Source organism: Parashewanella curva (assembly GCF_003675895.1).
Lineage (GTDB): Bacteria > Pseudomonadota > Gammaproteobacteria > Enterobacterales > Shewanellaceae > Parashewanella > Parashewanella curva.
This window is the reverse complement of the sequence record NZ_ML014797.1, coordinates 1-22,794: the sequence shown is the minus strand read 5'-3', so window position 1 is coordinate 22,794 and position 22,794 is coordinate 1. Positions and strand designations below refer to the sequence as shown.

General features: G+C 39.0%; 18 protein-coding genes and 1 pseudogene. 9 read left to right on the top strand and 10 right to left on the bottom strand.

The window, feature by feature from the left end:
• The first annotated feature begins 34 nt into the window (after positions 1-34).
• The 5 genes from D5018_RS14510 (at position 35) to D5018_RS14490 (ending at position 6,052) form a co-directional block, all read left to right on the top strand.
• Complete coding sequence (locus D5018_RS14510; protein ID WP_121839722.1) at positions 35-1,042, top strand: D-alanine--D-alanine ligase; 1,008 nt, start codon at positions 35-37, stop codon at positions 1,040-1,042.
• An 82-nt stretch (positions 1,043-1,124) separates the two neighbouring features.
• Positions 1,125-1,604 (top strand): AAA family ATPase, encoded by a 480-nt coding sequence (locus D5018_RS14505; RefSeq protein ID WP_121839721.1) that lies wholly within the window; start codon positions 1,125-1,127, stop codon positions 1,602-1,604.
• Positions 1,605-1,738: 134 nt separating this feature from the next.
• A complete protein-coding gene (locus D5018_RS14500) occupies positions 1,739-2,044 on the top strand; it encodes a hypothetical protein (protein ID WP_121839720.1) in 306 nt (101 codons plus the stop codon).
• 57 nt (positions 2,045-2,101) lie between these two features.
• Positions 2,102-2,800 (top strand): hypothetical protein, encoded by a 699-nt coding sequence (locus D5018_RS14495; protein ID WP_121839719.1) that lies wholly within the window; start codon positions 2,102-2,104, stop codon positions 2,798-2,800.
• 138 nt (positions 2,801-2,938) lie between these two features.
• Positions 2,939-6,052 (top strand): cell envelope integrity TolA family protein, encoded by a 3,114-nt coding sequence (locus D5018_RS14490; protein WP_121839718.1) that lies wholly within the window; start codon positions 2,939-2,941, stop codon positions 6,050-6,052.
• A gap of 112 nt (positions 6,053-6,164) precedes the next feature.
• Here the strand turns inward: D5018_RS14490 and D5018_RS14485 are convergent, their stop codons facing one another.
• Positions 6,165-9,407, bottom strand: a complete 3,243-nt coding sequence (locus tag D5018_RS14485; protein ID WP_121839717.1) for a S41 family peptidase — start codon at positions 9,405-9,407, stop codon at positions 6,165-6,167.
• Between the two features lie 350 nt (positions 9,408-9,757).
• The gene (locus D5018_RS14480; protein ID WP_121839716.1) at positions 9,758-10,813 is read right to left on the bottom strand and encodes a hypothetical protein; all 1,056 of its coding nucleotides are present in this window, start codon (positions 10,811-10,813) and stop codon (positions 9,758-9,760) included.
• Between the two features lie 155 nt (positions 10,814-10,968).
• Here D5018_RS14480 and D5018_RS14475 point away from each other — a divergent pair, with 155 nt between their 5' ends.
• Positions 10,969-11,688, top strand: coding sequence for a hypothetical protein (locus tag D5018_RS14475; protein WP_121839715.1), 720 nt, complete (start codon positions 10,969-10,971; stop codon positions 11,686-11,688).
• 93 nt (positions 11,689-11,781) lie between these two features.
• Positions 11,782-12,837, top strand: coding sequence for an ankyrin repeat domain-containing protein (locus tag D5018_RS14470; RefSeq protein WP_121839714.1), 1,056 nt, complete (start codon positions 11,782-11,784; stop codon positions 12,835-12,837).
• Positions 12,838-13,270: 433 nt separating this feature from the next.
• Here D5018_RS14470 and D5018_RS14465 read toward each other — a convergent pair whose 3' ends face one another.
• The gene (locus tag D5018_RS14465) at positions 13,271-13,549 is read right to left on the bottom strand and encodes a peptidylprolyl isomerase (RefSeq protein WP_121839713.1); all 279 of its coding nucleotides are present in this window, start codon (positions 13,547-13,549) and stop codon (positions 13,271-13,273) included.
• Positions 13,550-14,091: 542 nt separating this feature from the next.
• Here D5018_RS14465 and D5018_RS14460 point away from each other — a divergent pair.
• The gene (locus D5018_RS14460; protein ID WP_121839712.1) at positions 14,092-15,648 is read left to right on the top strand and encodes a sensor histidine kinase family protein; all 1,557 of its coding nucleotides are present in this window, start codon (positions 14,092-14,094) and stop codon (positions 15,646-15,648) included.
• A 58-nt stretch (positions 15,649-15,706) separates the two neighbouring features.
• Here the strand turns inward: D5018_RS14460 and D5018_RS14455 are convergent, their stop codons facing one another.
• The 7 genes from D5018_RS14455 to D5018_RS14425 form a co-directional block, all read right to left on the bottom strand.
• Positions 15,707-16,927 carry an RsmB/NOP family class I SAM-dependent RNA methyltransferase gene (locus D5018_RS14455; protein ID WP_121839711.1) on the bottom strand — a complete coding sequence of 407 codons (1,221 nt, stop codon included), beginning with the start codon at positions 16,925-16,927 and terminating at the stop codon, positions 15,707-15,709.
• A gap of 86 nt (positions 16,928-17,013) precedes the next feature.
• The gene (locus D5018_RS14450; protein WP_121839710.1) at positions 17,014-17,760 is read right to left on the bottom strand and encodes a hypothetical protein; all 747 of its coding nucleotides are present in this window, start codon (positions 17,758-17,760) and stop codon (positions 17,014-17,016) included.
• A 149-nt stretch (positions 17,761-17,909) separates the two neighbouring features.
• Entirely contained in the window at positions 17,910-18,497 is a 588-nt protein-coding gene (locus D5018_RS14445; RefSeq protein WP_121839709.1) for a cytochrome c3 family protein, read from the bottom strand.
• An 8-nt stretch (positions 18,498-18,505) separates the two neighbouring features.
• The gene (locus D5018_RS14440; RefSeq protein ID WP_121839708.1) at positions 18,506-19,006 is read right to left on the bottom strand and encodes a nitrate reductase cytochrome c-type subunit; all 501 of its coding nucleotides are present in this window, start codon (positions 19,004-19,006) and stop codon (positions 18,506-18,508) included.
• 11 nt (positions 19,007-19,017) lie between these two features.
• Positions 19,018-21,504: a nitrate reductase catalytic subunit NapA gene (gene napA / locus D5018_RS14435; protein WP_121839728.1), complete on the bottom strand. Its 2,487-nt coding sequence runs from the start codon at positions 21,502-21,504 to the stop codon at positions 19,018-19,020.
• 2 nt (positions 21,505-21,506) lie between these two features.
• The gene (locus D5018_RS14430) at positions 21,507-21,764 is read right to left on the bottom strand and encodes a chaperone NapD (protein WP_121839707.1); all 258 of its coding nucleotides are present in this window, start codon (positions 21,762-21,764) and stop codon (positions 21,507-21,509) included.
• 51 nt (positions 21,765-21,815) lie between these two features.
• Entirely contained in the window at positions 21,816-21,974 is a 159-nt protein-coding gene (locus D5018_RS14425) for a periplasmic nitrate reductase, NapE protein (RefSeq protein ID WP_121839706.1), read from the bottom strand.
• 497 nt (positions 21,975-22,471) lie between these two features.
• On the opposite strand from D5018_RS14425, the pseudogene D5018_RS14420 reads away from it, so the two are divergent.
• Positions 22,472-22,794: pseudogene (locus D5018_RS14420) on the top strand (hypothetical protein); the annotation flags it as partial.

Below are 22,794 nucleotides of genomic sequence, written 5' to 3'. Positions count from 1 at the left end.
GAGAGCATATATCAAGACGTAATAAAGGACAGGCATGTCGTCAATCAATGTTGTATTACTTTGCGGTGGTGGTAGTGATGAACACGACATATCACTAATCTCAGCAGGATATATTCAATCTTGCTTATCAACACAAGAATCCATCAATTTGGTTCGTGTCGAATTGACTAGAAGTGGTCAATATCTTGGAGAAGATGCTAAACGCTATAACCTCAGTCAAGATGGATACTTGGTAGAGTACGGCAACACTCAATCAAATTTTAAAATCGATTTTGTGATCCCATGCTTTCACGGCTTTCCAGGTGAAACAGGAGATATTCAATCTATGTTGACCTTATCAAATCTGCCCTTTTTAGGTTCAGATTCAGAAGCCAGCATACAATGCTTCAATAAGATAACCGCTAAACAATGGTTCAGTGCATTAGGTATCCCGAATACTTCATACTTGTTCTTATCAGAAAATACCTCTCAAAGCGTTGAACAAGTTAAATCCGCTCTAAAAAAGTGGGGCTCAGTATTTATTAAAGCCGCCTCGCAAGGCTCCTCAGTTGGTTGCTACCAAGTCGATAATATTAATAACGTTGAATCTACCGTGGCAAAAGCTTTTGAATACTCTCCTTTTGTTTTAGTTGAGAAGACCATTAACGCAAGAGAACTAGAAGTTGCGGTATATGAATATAATAATGAAATCATCGCCACCCTACCCGGTGAAATCATTACCGATTCAGAGCACTTCTACGATTTCAACGAAAAGTACGCTGAAAACAGCAAAGCCAAGACTGAAATCGCTGCGAAAATTCCTAATGAAGTCGCTGAACTAATTCGCCAATACGCCATTAAAGCGTTTGAGGGGATGAAACTAAGACACTTAGCCAGAATCGATTTCTTTTTATCAGATAAAAATGAAATATTACTCAATGAGATCAACACCTTCCCCGGAATGACGCCAATCTCTATGTTCCCCAAAATGCTGCAAAATCACGGTGAAGACTTTGGTGAGTTTTTGGTAGGAATTATTGAGAAAGAAACAGCTAGACAATAATTACTTCACTTGTGTATTACGAATTACCTCAAATATTTTTTGGGGTAATTATCTGAAAAAACTACAGATAAAGAAAATAAATTTGAAAAAAATCGCTATCTTCGGAAATTCAGGTTCTGGAAAGTCCACTTTAGCTCAAAAATTATGCGCTAATAATAACTTAGCTCATTTAGATTTAGACTCTATAGCATGGCAACAATCGGAAATCCCAGAAAGAAAGCCTATTGCTGAGTCAGAGGTCGAAATAAACAAGTTCATCAATGCACATCAAGGGTGGGTAATCGAAGGCTGTTATTCTGATCTACTAGAAATAGCCCTGAAACACACCACTGAAATCATCTTTCTAAATTTACCAATTGAAGCCTGTATAAGTAATGCGAAAAGACGTCCATGGGAACCACACAAATACCCAAGCAAAGAAGCACAAGATAATAACCTGAACATGCTGATTGATTGGATAAAAGAATATGAAAACCGCACAGATACTTTTTCAAAATCAGCACATGAGTCATTATTCAACTCATTTGACGGGATTAAATTCATCTATACATCAAATAATTAAGGCATGTTGATCTTTCGAGCTTATTTTTGCAGCGATAAGGTAAAAGAGCATCAGCAGTTCCAGTAGTCAGCACAGATACAGTGTGCATTGAGTAAAGTCACTACTCAAACAAACTCAGTATAGGGTTGTATGATATGACTGCTTCCTTGCTTGCTCCAAACAGCGTTACCGTTTCAATCAAGTGGGGGGCAACAAAAAATCAGGATGAATACAAATTAATAGCCTCTGACGCAACGAGAGTAACTATTAGTCAAACGGAAACATGTATTCCAGTAGAGTTTAAATATACGCCAAGAAATAATATCGATTCAATGTTCCTGCCCAAAAACTACCAATTAACAGCTAGAGTGGCTAAAGGTGGTGGGCTTTGTGTTGGTACAAAAGATAACTGGCATTTCAAATATAATTGCACACAACCTGTTATTCGTGCCTTTATGTAGTTTGTTACGAATGCAAATAGATAAGCCTGTAAATCAACTTATTGTTTGAGGTTATATATGTCTGCGACTAACCCCGTATCTTTTTCATCTTATTGTATACCACCTGAATCACAATTATCCTCATGGAATTTCATTGGTTCCCAATATACAGCGAAGGAAAATACAATTAAGGATTGCGGACTTGTATTCAGAGGAGACAGTCGCCCTAGTGATGAAATCTTCGAACATGGCTTTACTATAAGAGAGCTTTCACAAACCGATACCTTCCATCTAAAACTCAAAGAGTTATTCCAAACATCTCAAATTACTCAACTCCATTGTGAAGCACTTCCCACAACAGCGGTATGCGCCAGTATGAGTGTCGCTGCTGCCTCTTTTTTTCCAAAATGGGATGAATCAACAAACGTATATGCATTTAGAGCAGCTAGAGCCGTTCCGCTTCACGAAACAATTAAAGAAATTGAAGGGCCTAACTCCCCAAATAAACTTATGTACATTAAAAGTCATGAAATTTCTGGGCTATCTGTAGCATCCGATGTCGTTCCCTCTAGAGATGTAATTGGTTATTGGAAAGTTTCCAAACAAAACGTCACCAATACATACGTTCAAAGTTATGATGCGTCTTTTTCGACATTTCATCAACATGCACCAACAATATCTAGTAAAGAACTATTGAGCATTAGTGAGATTTCAGAAAAAAGTGTTACAGTAAGTTTTGATAAAGCAGAGAATGTAATAGCTTGGCTGTGGCTTTAACAATATTTAACTCATTAAATATTGTTACCCCAACATCTTCTCATAATTAATTTTAATTTACTCTTATTGCTAATATCTCTCTTGTTGACAAGACTTAACTTAGTGATTTTTAAGCTTAGATGAACTAAGAGAGACACCATGGCTGCAGCTTCAAATACAAAGTTAAACATAGAAACCCTTGATTGGAATACAGAGCATCAGCAAGAGTTGGCAAACAAAGGAACAACTACCCTTACCTGCCAATCAACAGGCGGGAAAAGGCATACTTTTCAGATCTCGGGTAATGTATCCAATGGTGAAGGTATTCAAGTAGTAGAAAAAGTGGGCTCTTGGCATGCTTCAAAACAGTCAGAAAATGAAAACTGCTCTGTTGTATTACGCCACGTACTAACTAACATAGATGACAGAAACGACAAAAAACTATTTATCCTTAAACATCAAACACTAAAGTCTAAAACAGAAGTGTTTTATACCATCGTAACTGAGCTAAATCCTTTTCGAGCAGCTAGGCTATCAAAGGAATTTTTCACATTCTCAGAACAACCCAACGCTGAACACTCATCGGTTGAGCTTCATGTACTTAATGATCTTTCATCATACAAAGAGTTTTTGAAAAGTGAACAAGCCGTGTCTATTGCCCTTGATGATCCGCAAAAGATGGTTCTTATTGTAGAGCAGTTTCCTAAACCCCTTCGTGAAATGGCTTATTCTAGAATTTGTGCTCATATTACCAGTGATAAGTTTATACCAGCCTTTAACAAATTAAACAGTGAACCTCAACTTAGCAGTCTAATTAAACTAATGGGAAAAAAAGCAGTAAAGTATTTATTATTCAATAAAGGCTCTTTAAACCCTTTGCTAGAAGCAACAACTCCAGCTCACCAAGCCGTTTTGTGGCGTTTCCTAGAACATATACCTGCTGGAGCAGATGAAAGGTTGGTACAATCCTTATTTTATACTGCTGTATCAGGTATGGCGAATACAGATTCTCTTCAATATTCACATGACGAATTCTCACCAGTGGTGTGGGCTGCAATAAAAAATGATCCGGCATTGAACTCTTATATAGAAACATTGCTTAAAACTGACTTACGTAAAGGCTGCGTCCTTATTCGAGTACTAGCGGAACACAGAATGGGAGTAGTTGACTGCTCAACCCTAGTAAAAGTACTGAACCAGGTCGGAGCAATAATTACCGAACCTGAATTGACAAAATCACAGCAAGACGACAGACAAAGTGCATGGTACAAGTCATCTTCAGCTCAAAAAATGGTAATTGACAGACAAGATAAAGCTAAAAAAGAACTCAAACAATGTATGCAAGCATTAGATGATGCTGAATCAAAAGCTAGGCCAAGAACAACTGGAATGTTTATACCTTCGTTTGAATCATCGCCAGTTCAAATTCAAGATGTAATAAAAGGCATTAGACGACCACCCCCATTGGAAACGATAGCTGAGGTTTTACCACTGCTTACACAAAAACAATTAGGTACCCTCTCTGAATTAACTCTATTTTTAATCCCTTATCTTGATAACCTGAAAACAAGAAATATGGCAATTCTTGTATTATCGACTCTAGTTAACTCTTCATCAGGCCAAATTCAACAGCAAATAATAACGTCATTATTCATGCATACACTTGCACACCCAACAATGGCTCCTCATGTAAAAGTTTTGGTTCTCAACTTTATCGCCTCTCATGGGTCACCCACTATTACAACTGATGAACTAAAAGATGTGCTCCAAAACACTCAAGAAGTTGAGCATACGCTGATATCAGCGGCTTATCAGTGCTTGCCAAAGGAGCATAAAGCTTTAGCAGGCATGTTTATCGCTCAAAAAATGGTTAATTCTCAACAAAAAATACTAGATATACTATTACCTAGTAAAGAGCCTCGAGTGATCATTGGTTTTAGTCGAAAGAAAAACTTTGCGGTTCAACTTGCCGAAATGGAAGGCTTTTTAGCTGGCATGTTGACGGCAAAACAGGATCAGCAGCAAGGATTAGATGTGATGATGAAACGTGTCTACTCGATTAAGCGATGCCTCACATCAGAGCAAGTTTATAAAGGGCTTGAGCAAGCACTAAGGAATACTGAAGAATCACAGCGTAAACAGGTATTAACTAATACAGTAAAGCTTATCTTATACATAGAATCATTAAACGTTAAAGCAGGTGCTACATTTATTGAGTGCTGTGCGATGCTGCCAATCCAAGCAAAACAAGCCATACTAGCGTTAGAAGAGGAAAGTACCGGATTAACCTCAAAACAAAAATTACCTTTGCTAGAAACATTACCAGATGAAGAAGTCCTATCACTGTTTGCTCGTTCAGGACGTTACCAGCCGTTACAGAGCTTACTCGAACAATATGCACCAAAATTAAAACAAGCCTTTCAACGAGTAAGTGAAGCTGAAGCAGCGACAAAAATACAAGCAACTGACGCTAATGAAGAGGCTGAAATACAAGCAAGTGATTCTGAAGAAAAGGCTAAAATACTAGCAAGTCATGCTGAAGAAAAGGCTAAAATACTAGCAAGTCATGCTGAAGAAAAGGCTAAAATACTAGCAAGTCATGCTGAAGAAAAGGCTAAAATACTAGCAAGTCATGCTGAAGAAAAGGCTAAAATACAAGTACACGTGTCAGCTCTCATCCAAACAGCTCCAAAGCAAATGACAGGGTGGGCATTAAACGAATTTTCACAAATCTTATCAGATGAAGATTTTGCCCAAGCTTGTTCCAAGTTACCGGCAGAACTTTTAAGGGAGTTATTTGTCTACCAATCCGATAAAGCCAAGGTATTTTACAAGTTTGTTGGAATTGCACACATGCGCTCTGAAATAGTAAGAGAATATATGAGCAACGAACTCATATATGATTACGTTTCTACAACGAAATCGACTTATAGGGCTGAAGTAGCACAAGCGTTAACCCTTGAACAAAAACAAACTTATTTAACATACCTACAACAGGAGTATGGTGACTCATACTTAATACATGTTGTCAGGCTACTCATGCCTATTGCACCAGAAGACAGATCGCAATTTTTACTTGAGAGCTTCCCTGATCAAGGTGAAAAGCTACAACAAGAAATAATAATTGCCGGAATAAAAGCAGTTGATAACGACACGGCAACTGTAGGTAGAATCACCCTCTTAGCCAGTATGCTCGATGACACTCACCGCCCACAATTATTAGACAAGTTATCTCCTGAACTTCGACAGGAAGTCGAGGAAAGTTTAAGTTAAACCTCTGAATAGTTATTAACCGATGCAGCTGCAAAACCAACGCTTTTCTATAAAACTTGCAGCTAACTTACCTCTAGGTCAAAGCACTGCTTTGACCTAGAGGTAGGATGGATTAGTTTTCTAAAATATCTGCAGCTTCACCTGTTTCAGGCATTGGCTTAGCTTTTAGTTCAACTCTTGGCTCTTTTGCGATGGCTTTTTTCAAGTAGCTGATTGCTTTGTTTAATTGAGCATCATTACCTTTATACGTCGCTACAGGTAGGTTATTCACTTTGATATCTGGCTCTACACCATAACCTTCTACAATCCAGCGTCCATCCATAGAGTATTGAGGGTATTCAGCTACCCTTGCCATGCCGTTATCAGATACACGGTTACGACCACTGAGCCATACACCAGCACCTGCAGTTCGGTTACCTATCACTGGCGCTAGCTTTAACGCTCGCACACCGGCAGTGAAGGTCTCACCATCGGAGTATGTTAGCTTATCAGCAAGAACTACAAGCTTACCTCTGAAAGTCTGCTGCATGTTGGTGCTTGGATCGCCGTGAGTTGGCCCCCAAAATGCCCACGCTTTTCTCAGCAATTTTTCGATGATCCAGCTATCAATATTACCACCGCGGTTTCGACGCACATCAATGATCAAGCCATCTTTATCGTAATTTGCATAAAACTCACGGGCAAAATTCGCCATGTCGTTACCACCCATTGCGTATAGGTGTAAGTAACCAACTTTACCATCTGTGGTTTTATCCACTTTAGCTTGATTGGTTTCAACCCAATCTTGGTAACGCATTTTTGTATTTGTAGCAGCACTTACAGGCTTAACGACCGTTTTGTGTTGCTTGTTATCACGCTTTAACGTCAATAATACTTGTTTACCTTGTTGGTTACGCAGTAGCTGATTTACATCTGCAATATTAGCAACAGGATGCTGATTAATTGCGATGATAACGTCACCGATTTTAGCATTCACTCCTTGGCGCTCAAGAGGCGAAGCTATATTGGGCAGTTCTGGATCACTTTTATAAATATCCCCAATCACAACACCTGACTTGGTTTGCTTTAGCCATGCGCCCAAGCTAGCAGCTTGAGGTTTTGTGGTGTTACTGGCTATATCGCCACCACGAACCTGAGAATGCAACGAGTTCAGCTCTGACATCATTTGCTTAAATACATCGTTCAACTCGCTGCGGTCGGTAACTCTATCAACTAATGATTGATATTTATCTTTGGCATTTTGCCAGTTCACGCCACGCATATTTTTATCAAAGAATTGATCCCGATGCATAAGCCAAGCATCATTATAGATCTGCTGCCATTCATCTTTGGGATCTATGGTAAACGTCCAGCTATTCAGATTAACCTTGCTTTTGGTAAGGTCACTTGGCAACTTGGTAACCGTATCAACAATCAGTAACTTTTTACCTTTGGTTTTAATAAAGAGTTTTTTTGAATCTGCAGACAAATTAAAGCTATTGATGCTATTAGATACGTTATCAACTTTTGGCTTACTGTCTCCAAAGGAAACAAATTTCAAGCTATTGTTATCTTGAAAGTACAAACCCTTACTGGTTGCTTGTAGATATTTATATTCACCGGCTTTAACAGGTACTTGCCACAATCTTTCGCGCAACCCTTTCCAAGCAACTTGCGAGCTTTTATCTTCTTCAGTTGAGACTTTTGATGTCAGTTCCGTTTTTTCTGCAAACGGAAATTTGGCTTCGCTATCGAGAGCAATGGCATAAATTAAAGTACGATCATTAAATTGTGCTCCGAGGTTTCTATCCCCCCAAGGAGAGCCATTTGCAAGTTTAAATGAGCGGTCAGATAAAAAGTACAGCCACTTTCCGTCATCACTGAATGTTGGTGAATATGATTCGTACTTATCCGAAGTGAGTACTGCTTTTTTGCCCGTTTTCAGCGAATATAAGGTCACCTGCGCTCGCAATTTACCCAATTTATTGTAAGAAACAGCGACATACTTATCATCCGCTGACCAACGAATGCTTCCATATGGTCCTAGACCTTGCCCATCACTCAGGATTTTTTTATTTTTGCCCGTTTCAGTATCAAATAACCATAGGTTGCCATCATAGTCATCATTGGCAATGTAGCGACCTGTTGGCGACAAAATGAGACTCATTCTTTGGGTTTTGCCATCAAACGTCATTTGCTTACTTTCACGGCTACCATCAGCTGCAAAGCGCCAAATTTCTTGCTCACCCGAAGCATCTGAAATGGCAAAAACCCATTTACCATCATTACTCAAAATGCCATTTCTACTGCGGCTGTGTTCGGGTGAAGTTACATTGATAACGCGGCGATTATCTGTAGTTGCAATACCGATATGACCACGAGCCGTCAACACCGCTTTATCGCCATCGGCAGAAATATTAGACGCTGTTAGATACTTAGCAGGTTCTTTCACCCATTTTTCACGTTGGTGTGGTGAATCAGAAATTAATTTAATGTCTAGGGTTTTAGCTTTATTGGATTTAAGGTCGAACAACACGATATCAGCACCTAGCTGATAGACCACTCGACCTTTATCTAAACTTGCTGCTCTTATTGGAAAATCTTTGTAGTGTGTAAGCTGTTTTACCTTTTTACCATCGGTAGTCATAGACCAAAGATTATCGGTTCCATCTTTGTCACTGATGAAATAAACACGACCATCCCAATACATTGGCTCTCTTACTGAACCCTGCTCTTTTTTAGTGAGCTTTTGAGCTTCTTTTTTACTGCCAATTTTGTAACGCCAGATTTCACCAATGGCTCCACCACGATATACACGGGCATTATCACCTGTTGTTTGCAATCCAAAGCGGGTGAAATATACATATCGACCTTTATCATCCACACTACCTTCAACGGCATCAGCCAAAGGTAAATCCGTTGTCATCAAGGTTTCTGGATTCACTAACCTTAGAACCCAAAAATTTGACGGACCATGTGCGTTATCCGTCGAATACAATATCTCCCCTTGTTCCGTCCAGCCCTGCAGTCTTACTCGGCTATTTTCAAAAGTTACTCGCTTAGCAACGCCACCAGCCGTTGGCATAACATACACTTCTTGAGTACCGTCATAATCAGCTAAATAAGCCACCCATTTACCGTCTTTTGAAATAGAGGCATCGATTTCTTGTGATGGAAGGCTGGTGAGACGGCTAGCCGTACTCTGTGACAGCTTATGTGTCCATAAGTCACCTTCGGCTGTGAAAATCAGTTGATTGTTATGAAGTGTTGGAGCGCGATAATAACCTTGTTGGCTATGGTTAGTGGCAACGGCGTTTATAGAACTAGTGGCTCCTAGCACTAATAACACACTTGCCAAGCAAGTGGAGAGTTTCATTATTAGACTTCCTGTTTTTTTATAGTCATTAGAAAATATCAAATTCTTCAGGAAGTTTCAGGTGTAAATATTAGGGCGTGTTAATCTTTCGTGTTTATTTTTGCAACGATAAATTGGTTATCTTATGCAAGGCAGAGTTTGTGAAGTGTGGTAGCTCCACATAAACAAACGATAACGCAGCAGAAGTGACCAATTTACGTTGTCTTCGATGCTTTTGAGCACTTCCTGTTCTTTGTTGTGAGCAGCTCACTTAGATGGCTAAGCTTCACTGCTCACGCCTTGAACAGAAAAGTGCTCAAACAGCACAAAATTTAATCCTAAAAGATCAACACGCCCTAAGTAAATGTGTTTTAGGTTTCCTCAATCTGTAGCTTTACTTTTTGATTTACTTCAAATGCTAATAACTGCTTATATTGCTTAACAAAACATGGTAAGCCTAAATATTTAGTCAGTTCAGCTCTATGAGTTGCACGGTGGTGCTCAACTAAATTATTGACCTTTTTTCTAATACCGGACATATATTGAACCATTATCGAATTTTCTGGAAAAACACTTTTTATGCTTCTTAAGTTATCCGATAAATCGTCAATAACAACGAGTTGCGATGGTATGATGGCTTTTTCTCTTAAATGCTCTAATAACAGCTCGCCTTTTGGGCGCTTTTCGTCTTGAAACCATGAAGCATCCATTTTAACTCCACCGTTACACCAGTCAGTTGTGAAGCCTCGTGATGCTAAGGAGTCAACTTTAAACTTAAAGCCATCCACTGTTGCATGTGTTAAAATCATCACAAATACTTCATCAAACTTCTTTTTGAATTCAGCAATAAAAGAAAGAAATTCTGGTTCAACAAATGTAAATTCACGTTTTGAATCATTTTGGAAAACTCTTGTGCAAATGACCTCATCAGCATCAAAGGCTACTACTGAGGTTGAAGTATTTTGTATTCCACAAGGTAATGAAAATAAATCATTAAGCTTTGAAATCTGAACATCTACTCCATCAGGTTTTAAAAATGAAGCTAACTCAGGGGGCAAGCTTGGTTGTGGTAAAAAACCTTGAATGTGTTTAGATAAACATTGATTTAATATTTGTACCCTGCGAGACATAGGTTGGTCGACATATTGCTCTTTACGTTCTGGATAAACATGTGAGGTAATAGGTGATTCAAAAAATGCTATAAAATCGAAAGCCTCACTCTCAACGTCTTCACCTTCTCCTACCAATTGAATTACCCGTACATTAAAACTGATTGAATTTCCTTGCTGCGCTTGTCCATATAAAGCAGGCATAACCAATGTGCGTAATGTCACAACGGAGCCTTCATCCAAATTAACTTCAAGCCCATGGGAGTACGCTAGTAGTTCAGCCTCTAATCGGGTTACTGGGTTACATTCTACTGCCATTAATAACATGCCTGTGATTTTGCTAAAAGTAGAGAATATAAGCATGAGGCTATATAAAAGTTGAACTAATTAAAGAAAAGCACTTTGAGGTTGACACTCAGCGATAATTTTTACATTGTAAAATACCATAAAACGAGCAACCACATGGAAACTAAGTGTTTATTGATTATTCAAAATATTCAACAGAAGAACTTTTTGATGTTTATAGCAATATTGATAAAGAAAATTACCCCGAACGATTTCAAGCCCTTTGTGATGAAATTGAAAAAAGAAAAAAGACTGAACAATTTAAAACGGTGCACAAAGCAATAGAAGAGGATAAGTATGCCGACTATGAAGGGTATGAGCTCGGTTTTGCCATTGAATTTTCTTCAGAAGGTTCAGGGGCTTACCGTAAGCTTTTTATTGGGATATTTTTCTTAATTAACATCATTACTCTTGGTCTTGTAATCAACAAGTATACTGTTTCTAGCCTATCAAATATCCATCAATATAATACACAAATACAATCTGCCGTATGTAAAGTTGAAACAATTAAGGATGAAAAAGGTTATATCCAAACATACTACGATTTACGTATTAATTCTTATCAAGACACTTTTTTAGCTCTCGGAATAAATAAAAACAAATGTGAGAATATCGCTCGAACTTTAAGGTCAGATTTAGAAATCTCAATCTGGCATAAAGATGGACTAATCTATCAACTCAAATCAAATAACGTTGAATTGCTTCGATACAATTATATGAAACTTAAGGTTAGAGCCATGCAAACCTATGATGTCTATCTTTACTTTCTAGGGTTATTGTTTTTATGGGGTATCTTTTACCGAAGTCTGGTGAACGCATTTTCTCCCGGAACATACACTTCTACATAGATAATCAATCTCTATGAAATTTCGTTCATATTACTTGTCTTATTTTTGGTTAAAAAAGTATCATTATATAAAATTTTCAACTGGTCCCACTCTATGTCCGTTCAAGAAAAACCATTAACTGCAGTTACCGATTTTGATGCACACTCTAAACTCGTTCAAAATCACCAGCAGCTTATTGAATTAAGGGGGAGTAGAGTTAGGTTTCCAAATAGTTTTTACTTAACCAAAGACAATGGTTTAATGGGTCAGTCTAGATATTTTGTTTGCCAAGATAGTGAGCGCTATGTCGTATTGTGTGGCCCTGAAGTAATACTAAACTTTTTAACTACTGATAGACCCGTTACTGTTTTTCAAAAGCTCAAGTTTAAAGTGGCCGAAACTTTATTTGGTTGCAACCCATTACGTGAGCGAGCGGGTAACACTGAAGCAGAAAAAGTAATAAAAAAGACGTTAGAACATTCGAGGGGGGCATCACCACACAAACAACTTTTATCTGCAATACAGCAAGGTGATTTCATCAGAGCAAATGAAATATTACACACAGACACTGTTGACATTAATTACCGTGATAGAAACAATCATACAGCATTACATCATTTAGTTTTATGCATCAATGAACAGGTGAAAGGCGCGAAAGAATTATTAACAATACTTTTAGAGGCGGGAGCAGACGCTACAGCTGAAGATATAAGCGGTAGCACACCATTAGATATTGTAGCTGACGAGTCTGCGGCTAAAACCCTCGTTTCTTACGCCGTTGAACAAGAACTGATGCAACCTAAGCCAAACTTGAACAGAAGATTTACCCACGGATATACATACCTTCACTATGCTGCATATTGTGGTGCTGTAGATATTGTTGAAAAAATCCTAAGCCGTAACGTGATCTCTATACCCAGAAATAATGTTGGCATTACACCATTTATGCTAGCCGTTCAAAATAAGCAACATGATATTGTTAAGCTATTTCTACGTCGAGATAATAAAGATAGGCAGTTGCAAGCACACACTATTCATATAGGAAATACGCCATTACATTTTGCCCACCAAAGTAAAGATTTTGAGATGATTCGGTTACTAGAACAACACGGTGCGAATACTGAAATACCCAATAAAGCAGGGGAACTTCCTAAAGAAGTTGGGCAGTAATGGGAACCAAAAACTAAAGAGGAATTGGAACAAAATACTAAAGGTAATCTACACCCGGCAATTCGATTTGTGCTTATGTTAAATCTAAGCCCAAGACCTGTAGTTAGTAGATTTTAGAATAACCTATTAGGGCGTGTTGATCTTTCAGGATTAAATTTTGTGCTATTTGAGCACTTTTCTGTTCAAGGCGTGAGCAGTGAAGCTTAGCCATCTAATTAAACTGGTCACAACACAGAACAGGAAGTGCTCAAAAGCATCGAAGACAGCGTAAATTGGTCACTTCTGCTGCGTTATCGTTTGTTTATGTGGAGCAACCACACGTCACAAACTCCGCCTTGCATAAGATAACCAATTTATCGCTGCAAAAACAATCACGAAAGATCAACACACCCTAGAGTGAGTTTCGATGAAATTTATGATTGGAACACGCCCTTTAAGAACGGTACACCGTTTGAATCAAATGAAAGCCAAACTTGGTCTTAACAGGTCCATGAATTTCTAATACAGACTTTTTAAATACGACATTATCAAAGGCTTTAACCATTTGGCCCGGGCCAAACTCACCAAGATCACCACCACGTTTTTTGGATGGACACGTAGAATACTTTTTCGCCAACTTGCCAAAATCAGCCCCTTTAGATAATTCTTTTTTGATTTTTTCCGCTTCTTCTTTGGTTTTTACCAAAATGTGTCTTGCGCATGCTTTTGGCATAAACTCACCTTCAACCTATAGACTGATTTATTAACATTTATCATGAGATAATTCTCAATAACAATTGCTGAATGTAAGAACTTGATATGTATAGTGTATACTGAAAAATATAATTACACTTCACCTCAAGCTTAACTTAAGCACCGATAATAACTCCATATTATATCGTATTTGCTTTAATTCTTGCCCCCAAAAATTAACTCCTTAATGTTTAAATATACTCGTGATACCTGAAGATGCAGGATTTCAGCGAGAATTAATTGATTAATTGTCATTTAGGCAAGGCACTTACCTGTAGTAATAGTTATTCTATTACAAAGGAAAGTAACGCAGTATAAATGGCAATTAAACTCGCACTACGTGGGCTTTTCAGCATTGATTCTTCTTTGTTGTGAAAGCTTGAATTAGCCCGCTAGTTCTGCACTTTCACGCCTCGAATAATGCAACGCTGAATAAGCCCTGAAAGTTGCTGCATCTTCAAGTATCACGAGTATAAATATCTAATAATTGGTTATTTGAGCTTTTCAATTCAAGGAGTCATTATGGCTGCAGCTTGTCCTGAAAAACCTTCTTTAGCGTATTCAAAATGCCTAACTGAAATTGCAGGCGCTTATCTTAGAAATCCTTCTGCTCGCGAGTTTACTCTTGAAATTAAGCAGACTCACTACGCTCTAAAGCCTGGGATGCGTTCATGGTCTGTCAAACAACAGAAAGATGATAAAAGTGGAGAGCTTTTTCTCAAAGAGGCTCAAGAAGTAGCCTCAGCCCTCAATACACCTCAATTAAAAAGTTGGTTCGTTGTATTAAAGTCAATATCCAAAATCGTCACCGAGAATAAAACGCCCCTCGATGAAAAAAAACAGAAAATTAAGAAATTATCCTTCTCAGATCCTCTTCATCAATACTTGGTTGCTGTATTTGCATCGGGTAATGCGGACATATCACACTTTCACTTCAAGGGGTTAGAACTAACACTTTCTAGACCTTCATCATTTCCAACGAAAGCAATCGTTTTAACCTCCGCACACAGAGCCTTTCAAGACTCTGAACTAAAGCAATTCGAAGTAAAAATTAATTCCCGTCAAGCTCAAGCATGGGCATTTTGGCTAATAGCACAACATGATATTCATCTTTCAAGAAAATCGATAAAAGAAACAAAGCCTGAAGTGATTAATGCACCACAAGCTCAATTATCCGAACAGGTTCCTCAATCACCTGAATCAGATATCAATGACCTATTTCCGCCATACAATGAAGAATTCACAGGCTTTCCAACTGCCCCCTTTATGGTCACAGCAACACCTCCGCCTCCTTATAGCAAAGATGCTTTTACCACACCTTCTGCTGAAAACGTGCAGCAATTTGCCGAGAAAGGAGCAAATCATACTATTGAGGAATTAAAAACAAAGTTAAAAATATTCGAAAAACAGATTCAACAATCCCTCGAACAAGACCTTTCAATTTCCGTTTATGAAAAGAAAATGGAAGAACTCAAAAAACAAATTCAACAACTTATTAAGAGTAAGCCAGTTAATTTAGAGGCTGCAGCTTCACTATACACTCAGCTGATTTCATTGCGTGAAAACCTACAATCAAAATCACAATTACTATCTATGCTTCCAGTACAAAAACAAAGTGCCCAACAAGAATTATTGATGCTGGCAAATACTGAAATGAATCATTTAGAGCAATTAAAGAATGAATTAACCATAGATATATCACACGAGCTCAACCACCTTTATCAACAAACTGAAAATAATATCCCCAAAGCGTTAGAACAATACAAAAAAACGGCCTCAAAAAATGCAGATACCGTTGTTCAGCTGTTGCATTCAATACGAGCCCAAATAGTCAATCTATCTTGTATTGATGAGTTAATGGAGCATAGAAAAAGCGCAATCATTGAGCATTTAAACGCACTTTCACAAGGTAAAAAAGTAACATTTGTTATCCATAACAACCAACAAGGTGCAGCAAGAATAACTCAAGTGTTCAATTTTAATCAGATAGAACAAATGATGGATCACGGTTTGGGGTTAAACCCAATCACTATGTACCCTCTGCAACCAAACGATATCTTTGTAGTTGTTACCGAATGAAGATACAAAAGGCGTAACCTATTCAGCAAGAGATGAACTTCATTTGGCTCATATATGATTAAGCCCCTTCTGAAATCCGTTCCATTTTGGCTAGATAAAACCCATCAAACCCAGTATTAGCAGGTGTAATGTTTTCATCTTCAATAAATGTAAAATGCGGGTTATTAGCTAAAAACTTATCCACTTGCTGACGATTTTCTTCGGGCATTATCGAACAAGTAGCGTAAACCAACATACCACCTACTTTTACCATACGGCTGTAACTTTGCAGAATGTCTTCTTGAAGTTTAACCAATACAGGTAAGCGTTCAGACGTGTCACGCCACTTTGAATCAGGGTTACGTTTTAATACTCCTAAACCAGAACAAGGCACATCTAATAACACTCTATCAGCAGTAAGCTTAAGGCGTTTAATGGTTTTTGAGCTGGCAATGATACGGGTTTCGACATTATGGGCACCTGCACGCTTGGCTCTGTCCTTCAACGCATCCAGTTTCCATTGTTCAACGTCCATTGCCAGCAAACGCCCTTTACCTTGCATTTGTCCAGCAAGATGAAGCGTTTTACCACCAGCGCCTGCACATGCATCCACCACTCTCATTCCCGGTTTGGCATCAACCGCCCCGGCGACCAATTGTGAGCCAGCATCTTGCTGTTCAAATAATCCAGCTTTAAAGGCTTTGCTTTTAAATAATGGTGAGTTTGAGGTGACCTCAAGCGCACTATCGACGCCCTTTACCACTCGGGTTTCTATGCCTTCTTTGCTCAAGGATTTTTTAAGTTCATCACGAGTCGTTTTTAACTGATTTGCTCTCAAGTATCGTTTCGCTGGTTGCAGTAAAGCTTTACGTTCAGCCTGCCATGCTTTGCCCAACTGCTCTGTGCCTATTTTTTCTAACCACTCTGGACAACCATCCCACAACACTTCATCTTTTTTGGCTTTGGTCAACAAATGCTGATATTCAGAACGTTTAAATTGACTTGCCTTAGGTAACTTACCAGAGTTCAATCCATTAAACTCGTGCCAGAGGACAATCAGAAGTTCAGCGTTTTTCGCTGCATCTTGAAGTTGGATATTGGCAAGGTAGCAGTAAAGGTTTAAGCGGCGCATCAAATCACCAACCACTTGAGTGATTCTTGCTTGCTCTTCTGGCTTAAGTTTTACCCCAGAAAAACTAATGGAGTAGCCTCTGTCTAGCGGTTTACCTTGCTCAAGAACCAATTTAAGCACGTTAACTACGAGCTGAGAAGACTTAACATTTAATGAAGTTTTGAGCATGATCACTACAGCCAAACTGAGAATTATAGAGAGGTGCGGATCATAGGGAGTTTGCCCCTAAAAATCCAGTACTCTATAACTTGTAGCTAGCTTTTCTTGCCCCCATTTTCTGTTTTTCTCAATTGAACTTTAGAAAAGTCAATATTTGCAACTCCAGCTTTTCTCCAGCCCTTAGCCACTTTCCTCTCACTATCAGTTCTTTCGCGAGGAAGTGAAGTATTACTATCAGCATCTGATACTCTGATCTCAATGCCAGAATCATTATCGGTTTTAGAGGCTCCATGTCCAAAGCTAATTGCAGTAGGTATGCCATGACCTTTAGCTTCGTTAATCATAGTAAAAGTTCTGGGCCCTAACGGGGTAGTTTCTTCATCTGAAGACATTGGTGATGATTTTCGGCTGCTAGGCGTTTCAGTTCCACTTTTTTCAGCATCAGCTAAACTGCCATAACTTGCACTTGAGACAAGAGAAGGAGGTCTAGATTTATTTAAAAGAGTCAAATGAGTTGGTTGCTCTGGCGGGCTTGCTAAAGCTTTAAGAAATTCAGCTTGCAAACTATTAGACTTACCGGTTTTTTTGTATTTATACTCAGGTGCACTGTTATTTTTTTGTGTCTTGGGGACTTGTTCCAAAAATTCATACTGCTTGTTCCGAGAACCAACAAACGTTACTTGAAAAGTGCCACCAGAACCAACATAAATTATTTCTGAACCACCTTTCTGTTTAGGAACTTTAGCTTGTAGCTCCTGGTATTGTTCGGCTGTTATTGAAAATTTCTTTGTTCCTTGGTTAAAATCAAGTAACACAGTTAAACTTGGAGCTTTTACCGCCATATTTATATTAATCCCATTTAAATTAAGAGCTTAAGACCAATCATTTCATCATATAACAACTCAAAATCTAAAGATTAAATTAGAATTAAATAGTATAAAATGGTTATAAAAAGGCTGCTAATAAACAGCCTTTTTTACTATCAAAATTGTTAAAACCCTTTCACCCCTTTCATATCTGGCAAATGATGAGCAATGCCTTTATGACAATCAATGCAGGTTTTTTCACCGCTAGCAAGCGCTGTTGAATGAGCTCTTGCCGCCCTTGGAGACTGGCGGGTGAAATCCATATAATTGAAGTTATGGCAATTTCGGCATTCTAAAGAGTCATTCGCTTTAAGTCGCGCCCACTCATGTTCTGCCAATTCTCTTCTGTGAGCTTCAAATTTTTCTCTGGTATTAATGGTACCAAAAATTTTTCCCCACACTTCTTTTGAAGCCTGCATTTTACGGGCAATTTTATTAGTCCATTTATGGGGCACATGACAATCTGGGCAGGTCGCCCTCACCCCACTTCTGTTGGTAAAGTGAATCGTGGTTTTTAACTCTTGATAAACGTTATCTCGCATCTCATGGCAGCTGATACAAAATTTCTCTGTATTGGTTGCTTCTAGTGCAGTATTAAAACCACCCCAGAATATAATACCCGCGACAAACCCACCTACTGTTAGAAAGCCTAAACTGTAATGAACACTTGGTTTGCATAAAATCCGCCAAGCCTTCTTAAGTATTTCAATCATACGACCTCCTAATGCTGTTTTTTATTGGCTGATGCTTCAACCAACTTATCAACATCAACGAATGTGTTTTTCACTAACGGAGTCGAGCTTTCTTGAGATACGTGGCATTGAGTACAAAAATATCGACGCGGTGATACTTGGGCTAAAAAGTGATTATTACGAGTTAAGTAGTGGGAAATGGCTATCATTGGCGCTTTAGATTCATGAACACGGCTTCGATCATGACAACTTAAGCATTGATTCACCTTTCTATTAATTTGATACTTATGTGCTTGATGCGGGATGATAGGAGCTTGTGCAGGGTAATTTCGCGCCAAGCTACCATGATGCTCTTTCTCATTGGTTAAAGGTGGAGGAGTAGGTTCTGTGTTTAATGGTGCATGACGTAATGTGGCAAAATGATCACCACGAATGGTTTTTTCGGCTACTGCACCAACCGCGATAAATGCAGTTCCAGTCAACATAAGAAGAGCCGTAATCTTTGCAAAAGATTTTTTCGATGTTTTCATGACCTTGCTCCTCACGCCTTAATTACTTTAACTGCGCATTTTTTAAAGTCAGTTTGTTTGGATATGGGATCAGTGGCATCTAGTGTGACTTTGTTAATCAACTGGCTTGCGTCAAACCAAGGTACATAAACTAAACCTTCAGGAGGTTTATTTCGACCGCGAGTTTCAACTCGAGTCTTTGTTTCACCTCGACGAGACTGCACAATAACTTCATCTCCTCGCCTTAATCCTCGCTTCTTAGCATCTACGGGATGCATATAACACACTGCATTTGGGAAGGCTTTATAGAGCTCTGGTACACGTTGTGTCATCGAACCTGAGTGCCAATGTTCTAATACACGACCTGTACACAACCATAAGTCGTAATCAGCATCAGGTGACTCCGCAGGTGGCTCATAAGGCAGTGCAAAAATTATCGCTTTACCATCAGGCTTGCCATAAAAGTCCCATTCTGCTCGTTTTGCATAAGGATCTGAGCCTTTTTTAAAACGCCATAAGGTTTCTTTACCATCAACCACAGGCCAACGAAGACCATGGGCTTCATGGTAATCATCAAACGGTGCCAAGTCATGGCCATGGCCTCGACCGAATGTGGCATATTCTTCAAACAGCCCTTTTTGAATGTAAAAACCAAACGCTTCAGATTCTTGATTGTCATAGCCTTCAGCACGATCAGATAACGGGAATTTATCCACCTGACCGTTTTTATATAACACGTCAAAGAGTGTTTTACCTTTATAGCTTGGGTTGGCATCCAACACTTCTTTTGGCCAAACTTCATCAGTGATGAATCGTTTTGAAAACTCAACTAACTGCCATAAGTCCGATTTAGATTCTCCGGGCGCCTGCACCATTTGGTACCAGAACTGGGTTCGACGCTCGGCATTACCATAAGCCCCCTCTTTTTCTACCCACATTGCTGTTGGGAGTACTAAGTCAGCGGCTTGTGTCGTTACAGTAGGATAAGGATCAGATACCACAATAAAGTTTTCTGGGTTGCGATAACCGGGTAAGCCTTCTTCATTCATATTCGGTGCGGCTTGCATATTGTTGTTTACTTGCACCCAGTAACAATTCAGTTCACCATCTTTTAATTTCCGATTTTGCAGAACGGCGTGATAACCCGGTTTTGGTGGAATGATTCCACTTGGGATCTTCCAAATTTTTTCAGTTATTGCTCGGTGTTTAGGATTCGCCACCACCATATCTGCGGGTAAACGATGAGAGAAAGTACCAACCTCTCTTGCTGTGCCACAGGCAGAAGGCTGGCCCGTGAGTGAAAATGGGCTGCAGCCCGGAGTCGCAATTTTCCCTGTAAGCAAATGAATATTATAGAGAAGGTTATTACACCACACGCCACGAGTATGTTGATTGGCTCCCATTGTCCAAAATGACGTGATTCTGGTTTCAGGATCGGCATACCATTTGGCGAGTTCTAGTAATTTATGCTTTGGTACAGCTGAGATTTCATGGGCTTTATCAATATCATATTCAGCTACAAATTTTTTAAATTCTTCAAAACTGGATGGAGAAGATGCGCCTGCTTTATCGGCATTTTGCGCTTGCTGTTGTAGCGGATGAGTTGGTCGCAAGCCGTAACCGATGTCAGTCATACCCTTACGGAAATTAACGTGTTTTTTCACAAAATCCCAATTAACAGCGTTATTTTGAATGATGTAATTAGCAATGTAATTGAGAACGGCTAAATCGGCTTGAGGGGTAAAAATGATTGGCAAGTCAGCTAAATCAAAGGATCTATGCCGATAAGTTGACAATACTGCAACTCGAACATGAGGAGCACTTAACCTCCGATCCGTTACCCTAGTCCATAAAATGGGGTGCATTTCCGCCATGTTAGAGCCCCACAGCACAAACTTGTCGGCTTCTTCCATATCGTTATAGCAACCCATAGGTTCATCAATACCAAAGGTACGCATAAACCCGCCCACTGCTGAAGCCATACAATGTCGAGCATTAGGATCAATATTGTTTGAGCCGAAACCAGCTTTCATCAATTTGGAAGCCGCATAACCTTCCCATACCGTCCATTGGCCTGAGCCAAACATACCAATCGCAGTAGGACCTTTTTTCTTAATTGTGGCTTTCCACTTCTCAGCCATAATATCGAAAGCTTTATCCCAAGATATTGGCGTAAAATCACCGTTTTTATCGAACTTGCCGTTGGTCATGCGAAGCATGGGTGTCTTCAAACGATCTTCGCCATACATGATTTTTGATAAGAAGTAGCCTTTAATGCAGGTCAAGCCTCGGTTTACTTCACAGTCAGGATCACCTTGTGTTGCCACTATGCGTCCTTCTTTACGGGCAACCATGACCGAACAACCTGTACCACAAAAGCGGCATGGAGCTTTGTTCCATTCAAGTTTGGTAAATTCGGAGCTTGTTATGAGATTACTTGCCTTTGTTGGGAGAGCTAACCCCGCAGCGCCAGCAGCAGCGATGACGGCATTGGCCTTGATAAACTCACGTCGATTCATTTTCATATCTCGTCCTCTTCAAGCACTTCACTTTGCTGGTAAACGACTGAGGTAGAAATCACTCCGGGAATGGCATTAATTTCATCAACGCGCTCCATCACTTGTTTACGTCTTTCTCCTTCAATTACCACTACCAATTTGATCTCATTATTCACCGATAGCTCAGTATCTTTCATCACCATTATTGCTTGCCTTACATCTGGCATTTTTTCTGGTTTGACTTGAACCACTAAACTACAAACATGAAGTTCTATGCTCATTTATTCACTCAATATTTATTGTTTTTGAATTATTGCTATTTTTTTGAAGTTTTAACTTGTTGGCGGGCCAGTGAAAATAATCTGGCTCATCCAAATTAGGAAGCCATAGCCTCCAACAATTGCTATCGATAACAGTGGTGCAAGAAACACGGTAAGAAAGATAAAAACCCGAAATTCAGACTTTTTATCGTCACTTGAATCATTCCCCATGTCCCCTCCTCTAAATTTGGTCGATTTAAGTTCCAACAACGCGATTTATGCCGCTCAGTGGTAAGTTCGTCCATGAGAAAATAATAAGAAAAGAGTAAAACGGATTAGCTTGAAACGTATTTGGAAATACAGTTGGTGAGAAAACGGTATGATTTTTTTATGAAAAATGATGTGAGCTTGGTCACACAACAACCTATAAATTAATTTCTTATAAGTATAATCAACAATGGTTCGGACACTTTTTATAAGTAATTGAATTTACAAAATTTTATAAATTGAATCTGAAAACACAGATTCATTAAAATTCAATGACTTACTAAATATTGAGGCACGACCAATCAAAAACTGTCCGAAGTATTGATCAATAGTTCAGACAGTTTTTGAGAACCGAGCTTAATAACTCGGAATCATGAGCAGGGTTTGCGAGAATAAAGTTTGCAAAAACATTCGTGAAACCACCGCTCATGATTGCTCTAGTAAATTCGGTTTTAAGCCAAATGTCCAGCTTTAAAAAACCACAAAAATCATTTATAGCCTTGCTACTTTCAATGCTCATTATTGTTCAAGGTAAGGCTAACTTTCGTAATATGAGCCGATATTGTAATTCAAGTGAAAAGCGATTCGCTCGCTGGTATCACAGGGTTTTCGACTTTCTTGTCTTTAATGAAATCCTGATTTTTCAGCAGCTTCCAAAGCATTCAAAATGCATTGCAGCTATGGATGCTAGCTTTATGAAGAAAAGCGGCAAACATACCGAAGGCCTAGCCAAATTCTTTCATGGTGCCATCGGTAAAGCAGAAAAAGGGCTTGAACTTTCACT

What these genes read in the sequence shown, in the direction of transcription:
- D5018_RS14460 (WP_121839712.1), top strand. Translation starts at nt 14,092, where the DNA reads ATGGCTGCAGCTTGTCCTGAAAAACCTTCTTTAGCGTATTCAAAATGC.
- D5018_RS14440 (WP_121839708.1), bottom strand. Translation starts at nt 19,006, where the DNA reads ATGAAAACATCGAAAAAATCTTTTGCAAAGATTACGGCTCTTCTTATG.
- D5018_RS14500 (WP_121839720.1), top strand. Translation starts at nt 1,739, where the DNA reads ATGACTGCTTCCTTGCTTGCTCCAAACAGCGTTACCGTTTCAATCAAG.
- D5018_RS14510 (WP_121839722.1), top strand. Translation starts at nt 35, where the DNA reads ATGTCGTCAATCAATGTTGTATTACTTTGCGGTGGTGGTAGTGATGAA.
- napA (WP_121839728.1), bottom strand. Translation starts at nt 21,504, where the DNA reads ATGAATCGACGTGAGTTTATCAAGGCCAATGCCGTCATCGCTGCTGCT.
- D5018_RS14495 (WP_121839719.1), top strand. Translation starts at nt 2,102, where the DNA reads ATGTCTGCGACTAACCCCGTATCTTTTTCATCTTATTGTATACCACCT.
- D5018_RS14465 (WP_121839713.1), bottom strand. Translation starts at nt 13,549, where the DNA reads ATGCCAAAAGCATGCGCAAGACACATTTTGGTAAAAACCAAAGAAGAA.
- D5018_RS14445 (WP_121839709.1), bottom strand. Translation starts at nt 18,497, where the DNA reads ATGATTGAAATACTTAAGAAGGCTTGGCGGATTTTATGCAAACCAAGT.
- D5018_RS14430 (WP_121839707.1), bottom strand. Translation starts at nt 21,764, where the DNA reads ATGAGCATAGAACTTCATGTTTGTAGTTTAGTGGTTCAAGTCAAACCA.
- D5018_RS14450 (WP_121839710.1), bottom strand. Translation starts at nt 17,760, where the DNA reads ATGGCGGTAAAAGCTCCAAGTTTAACTGTGTTACTTGATTTTAACCAA.
- D5018_RS14490 (WP_121839718.1), top strand. Translation starts at nt 2,939, where the DNA reads ATGGCTGCAGCTTCAAATACAAAGTTAAACATAGAAACCCTTGATTGG.
- D5018_RS14455 (WP_121839711.1), bottom strand. Translation starts at nt 16,927, where the DNA reads ATGCTCAAAACTTCATTAAATGTTAAGTCTTCTCAGCTCGTAGTTAAC.
- D5018_RS14425 (WP_121839706.1), bottom strand. Translation starts at nt 21,974, where the DNA reads ATGGGGAATGATTCAAGTGACGATAAAAAGTCTGAATTTCGGGTTTTT.
- D5018_RS14485 (WP_121839717.1), bottom strand. Translation starts at nt 9,407, where the DNA reads ATGAAACTCTCCACTTGCTTGGCAAGTGTGTTATTAGTGCTAGGAGCC.
- D5018_RS14470 (WP_121839714.1), top strand. Translation starts at nt 11,782, where the DNA reads ATGTCCGTTCAAGAAAAACCATTAACTGCAGTTACCGATTTTGATGCA.
- D5018_RS14480 (WP_121839716.1), bottom strand. Translation starts at nt 10,813, where the DNA reads ATGGCAGTAGAATGTAACCCAGTAACCCGATTAGAGGCTGAACTACTA.